The following is a 3,627-nucleotide window of genomic DNA, read 5'->3' as shown; positions in this document are numbered from 1 at the left end:
GCCAGAAGCAGAATATCGTCAATATTCCAGATCGGGCTCCTGTGGGATGACTGAACTCTACAAAATGACCTGAAATTGCCTCAAGTGTGAGAAATCCGCGTCGAACGCCATGCGTGAACGGATATGGGACATGGGAGCACGGCCAGCCATTCCCGCGAAACGACGCGATGGCCCGGTCGCCTGCCCCAAATGGGCCTATCGGTGTCGGCATCTCGTTGAGAACCTCTGGGCTCGCCTCAAGGAGTGGCGCGCTGTCGCAACCAGATATGAAAAAACAGCAACGTCGTTCCTCGCGGTCATCCACATCGCTGCCGCAGCAGACTGGATCAAGCCCTAACAGGCCCTAAAACGCACATGCGTGTGCATCCCTGCTGCACTGTGTGGCGCAGAACCATGGTGCAGGAAAGCCGAAAAACACCCAGCCCAGAACCCTTTAGCACCCCACGCAGGGCTTTCTTTTTAACCCAACAGGTGATTTTATAACGATTACGAAAATAAACTGGCTCCATCAAAGCCTGTTTACAGTATCACTTCTGTCTCAAGGTGTCTTGATGCGTCACACAACCGCACTGTGGGGGGCCGCAGCGGCTTTCTCATTCCTCTTAGCCAGTTCCACTACCCTGGCAGCCTCTCACGCCGCCACCCCATTGGGAACGCTGATAGAGTCAGATACCACGTGGCAGAAAGCCCAGCAGAAACAACAGACTGACTCGCTCCCGCATGTTGACCCGGCCAGTTTTGCAAAAATTAGTGCGCACTATCAGGGTATTCTGTCTGCTTTGACGCATATTGACCGCAAAAACCTGCCAGCAGGCGAGAGGGAGAATTATGATGTGTTGCAATATCAGGCAACTGTCATGGCAAACCAGATTGCCTATAAAAGCTACGAAATGCCTGTCAATTCTGACACTACATTCTGGAGTGAGCTTTCCAGCAATGAAGGCGCGCAGTTTACGACAGAGACAGATTACCAGAACGCACTCAAGCGCCTAGGCGATATCCCCCGCTATTTTCAGGAACAAACTGCCAATATGCGTGCAGGCCTGCAACGCGGGTTCACGGCACCTCATGTCACACTTGTTGGAAGAGAAGGCGGCATACGCCAGGTTGCAGAGGCCAAGACACCAGAGGCGACACCTTTTTTCGCCCCGTTTCGGCACTATCCGGCCACCATACCGCGTGACGTGCAGGAAAAACTGACTCAGGCCGCACGGGACATTATTTCCCAAAAAGTTATTCCGACTTATCGTGATTTTCTGACGTTCTTTACAACAGACTACGTGCCGCATGCACGCCAGCCTCTGGCAGCGGAAAGCCTGCCTGACGGTAAACGCTACTACCAGAGCCAGATTTACGAATTTACCACAACCTCCATGACCGCTGAGGCTATTCATGCTTTCGGCCTTGCTGAGATGCAAAAGGTCCATCAGGAAATGATGGAAACCATGGCACAGACAGGGTTTAAGGGCAGCTTTTCAGATTTTCTGAAGTATCTGAGAACAGATGATCAGTTTTACGCCAAAACACCTATGGAATTGTTAAAAGATGCGGCCTGGATTGCAAAGGAGTTCGATGGCAAGGCATCCCGCTATTTTGGCCTTCTGCCACGCAACAGATTTGGTATTGAGCCTGTGCCTGAAGATGAAGCACCTTTTTATACATCAGCACGCGGCGGGGAAGATACGTATTACGTCAACACATATAACCTGAAAGCCCGCGCGCTTTACTCTCTGCCAGCGCTAACACTGCATGAATCAGCCCCCGGACATTCCATGCAACTCTCGCTGGTTGCTGAAAACACGGCTCTGCCTGAATTCCGCAAAAACTATATTTCCGCTTATGGTGAAGGGTGGGCGCTGTATTGCGAAAGGCTTGGCGATGAGATGGGATTTTACCGTACAGCATATGAAAAATTTGGTATGCTCTCCTATCAGGCATGGCGCATAGCCCGCCTGGTTGTGGATACTGGCATTCATGCCAAAGGCTGGACGCGGGAACAAGCTCAGGCTTATTTACATGACAACACAGCCTTAGCTGACCATGAGATTGAAACAGAAATAGACCGCTATATTTCCTGGCCAGGACAGGCTCTTTCCTATTACCTGGGAGAAGCCAAAATATGGGACCTGCGCCACAGAGCAGAACACACTCTAGGCAAAAAGTTTGACATCCGGCGGTTTCATGATGCCATTCTGGAAACAGGATCTGTTCCGCTTTCCACTCTTGATGCTCATATCTCAGACTTTATTACCAAAGAGAGCGCAGCACCCAAATAAAAAGCTCAGATTTCCGGCCTCTATAAAACTTGATAGCGAAGTAAAACAGAGGTTTTTATAAAGAAGGTGGGGAAGGACGACTGCCTTCCCCACCGCAGTGTTCTAGGCACTTCTATAGCAAGAGACAGTGCATGGTCCCGCCAGACACATATGCCGGTTACGTGCGTTTACCGAACATACGTAATGAAGCGCTGTAAACTAAGCCTACAATTACCGTAGGCATCCTTACCCAATAACACCTGCCATGACAGCGACAGAGTTTATGGTCTCTGCGCCATAGGGTGGGAATAAGGGGGCTGGCGAATGGTGTTGGACGCAGCGGCAGGGGCGCGTCCCTTTGCAACGGAAAAGGCTGCAAGCGTGCCCCATGTCTTGCAGATGAACGCCTTAATGTCTTCCGGGTGCATTCCACGTGGCTTTTGTGCCATAATAGTCTCCTTGACCTAGCCCGGCTGCAACCGGGCTCTCTTTTTCGTCTATCCGCGTGAGTTATGAGGGGGACAGAACACCGTGAGAATACAACAATATATTGTTGTCGCAATAGGAAATGATCGTTTGTCGGTAAAAAGTTGTCCTCGTCAGCACGCCATGACGACAACACATTGTTTTAACTGAATTTATTTTCTGAAAATGGCCAAAAAAACGGATTTGTCGGTTGCGCCAGTAAACCGACAACAGGAAATGATCGTTTCTCGGCTTCGAGAAGCGATAACAAATGGTGGTGGCTACTCAGTTGTTGCTGAGAAGAGTGGCATTCCTCCTGCATCGTTAAATCGTTATCTCAAGGGCCATGAGATGAAGATAAGCACGGCTAGCCGCCTAGCGGACGTGACCGGCGTCTCTTTGGGGTGGCTTGTTGGCGGGGAGACTCGCGCGCAGCCCATCATTTCTTCAGAGCCCAACGTGCCTGGCGTTGGTTTGCGTTACTATGAAGAGACCCAAGCAAGTGCGGGTTTCGGTCTCATAGGTGCCGACGCTCCCGTTCCACGGATGGTATTTGTTTCCCAAGATTTCCTTTCGGAACTAGGGCTTACCGCGCATCACACCATCATTCTCAAGGTTTCTGGAGATAGTATGGAGCCGACACTGAAGTCGGGTGACAAGCTATTCCTGAATACGACACCAACCAAATTGCTGAATGGCATCACAGTATTCGTATCGTCCGGCCAGCTGATGGTGAAGCGCCTGTCCCCCACAGCCTCTGACACCGTGATGATCATCTCAGACAACGACCGCTACCCTACGCAGGAAGTAGATATCGACCGCTTCCACTGGGGCGAACCAGACGGCGGAGACGCCATAACAATAATAGGCCGCGTAGCCTACAGACTACAGGCAATGTCATGAAGCT

At 51.0% G+C, this 3,627-nt stretch carries 3 protein-coding genes and 1 pseudogene; 3 read left to right on the top strand and 1 reads right to left on the bottom strand.

Going from position 1 to position 3,627, the window contains the following annotated elements:
• Positions 1-97: 97 nt before the first annotated feature.
• Positions 98-337: pseudogene (locus tag ACTIDN_RS11945) on the top strand (transposase); the annotation flags it as partial.
• A gap of 214 nt (positions 338-551) precedes the next feature.
• Positions 552-2,276 (top strand): DUF885 domain-containing protein, encoded by a 1,725-nt coding sequence (locus ACTIDN_RS11940; protein ID WP_253643092.1) that lies wholly within the window; start codon positions 552-554, stop codon positions 2,274-2,276.
• A 260-nt stretch (positions 2,277-2,536) separates the two neighbouring features.
• On the opposite strand, the gene ACTIDN_RS11935 is transcribed toward ACTIDN_RS11940, so the two are convergent.
• A complete protein-coding gene (locus tag ACTIDN_RS11935; protein WP_441377225.1) occupies positions 2,537-2,704 on the bottom strand; it encodes a hypothetical protein in 168 nt (55 codons plus the stop codon).
• Between the two features lie 202 nt (positions 2,705-2,906).
• On the opposite strand from ACTIDN_RS11935, the gene ACTIDN_RS11930 reads away from it, so the two are divergent.
• The gene (locus ACTIDN_RS11930) at positions 2,907-3,623 is read left to right on the top strand and encodes a LexA family transcriptional regulator (protein WP_441377224.1); all 717 of its coding nucleotides are present in this window, start codon (positions 2,907-2,909) and stop codon (positions 3,621-3,623) included.
• Positions 3,624-3,627 lie beyond the last annotated feature (4 nt).

This window comes from Acetobacter sp., assembly GCF_052102375.1.
Taxonomy (GTDB): domain Bacteria; phylum Pseudomonadota; class Alphaproteobacteria; order Acetobacterales; family Acetobacteraceae; genus Acetobacter.
The sequence above is the reverse complement of the archived record's forward strand: the minus strand, read 5'-3'. Positions and strand labels throughout refer to the sequence as shown.

Excerpts from the sequence above, each read along its gene's own strand:
- ACTIDN_RS11935 (WP_441377225.1), bottom strand. The coding sequence starts at position 2,704 with ATGGCACAAAAGCCACGTGGAATGCACCCGGAAGACATTAAGGCGTTC.
- ACTIDN_RS11940 (WP_253643092.1), top strand. The coding sequence starts at position 552 with ATGCGTCACACAACCGCACTGTGGGGGGCCGCAGCGGCTTTCTCATTC.
- ACTIDN_RS11930 (WP_441377224.1), top strand. The coding sequence starts at position 2,907 with ATGGCCAAAAAAACGGATTTGTCGGTTGCGCCAGTAAACCGACAACAG.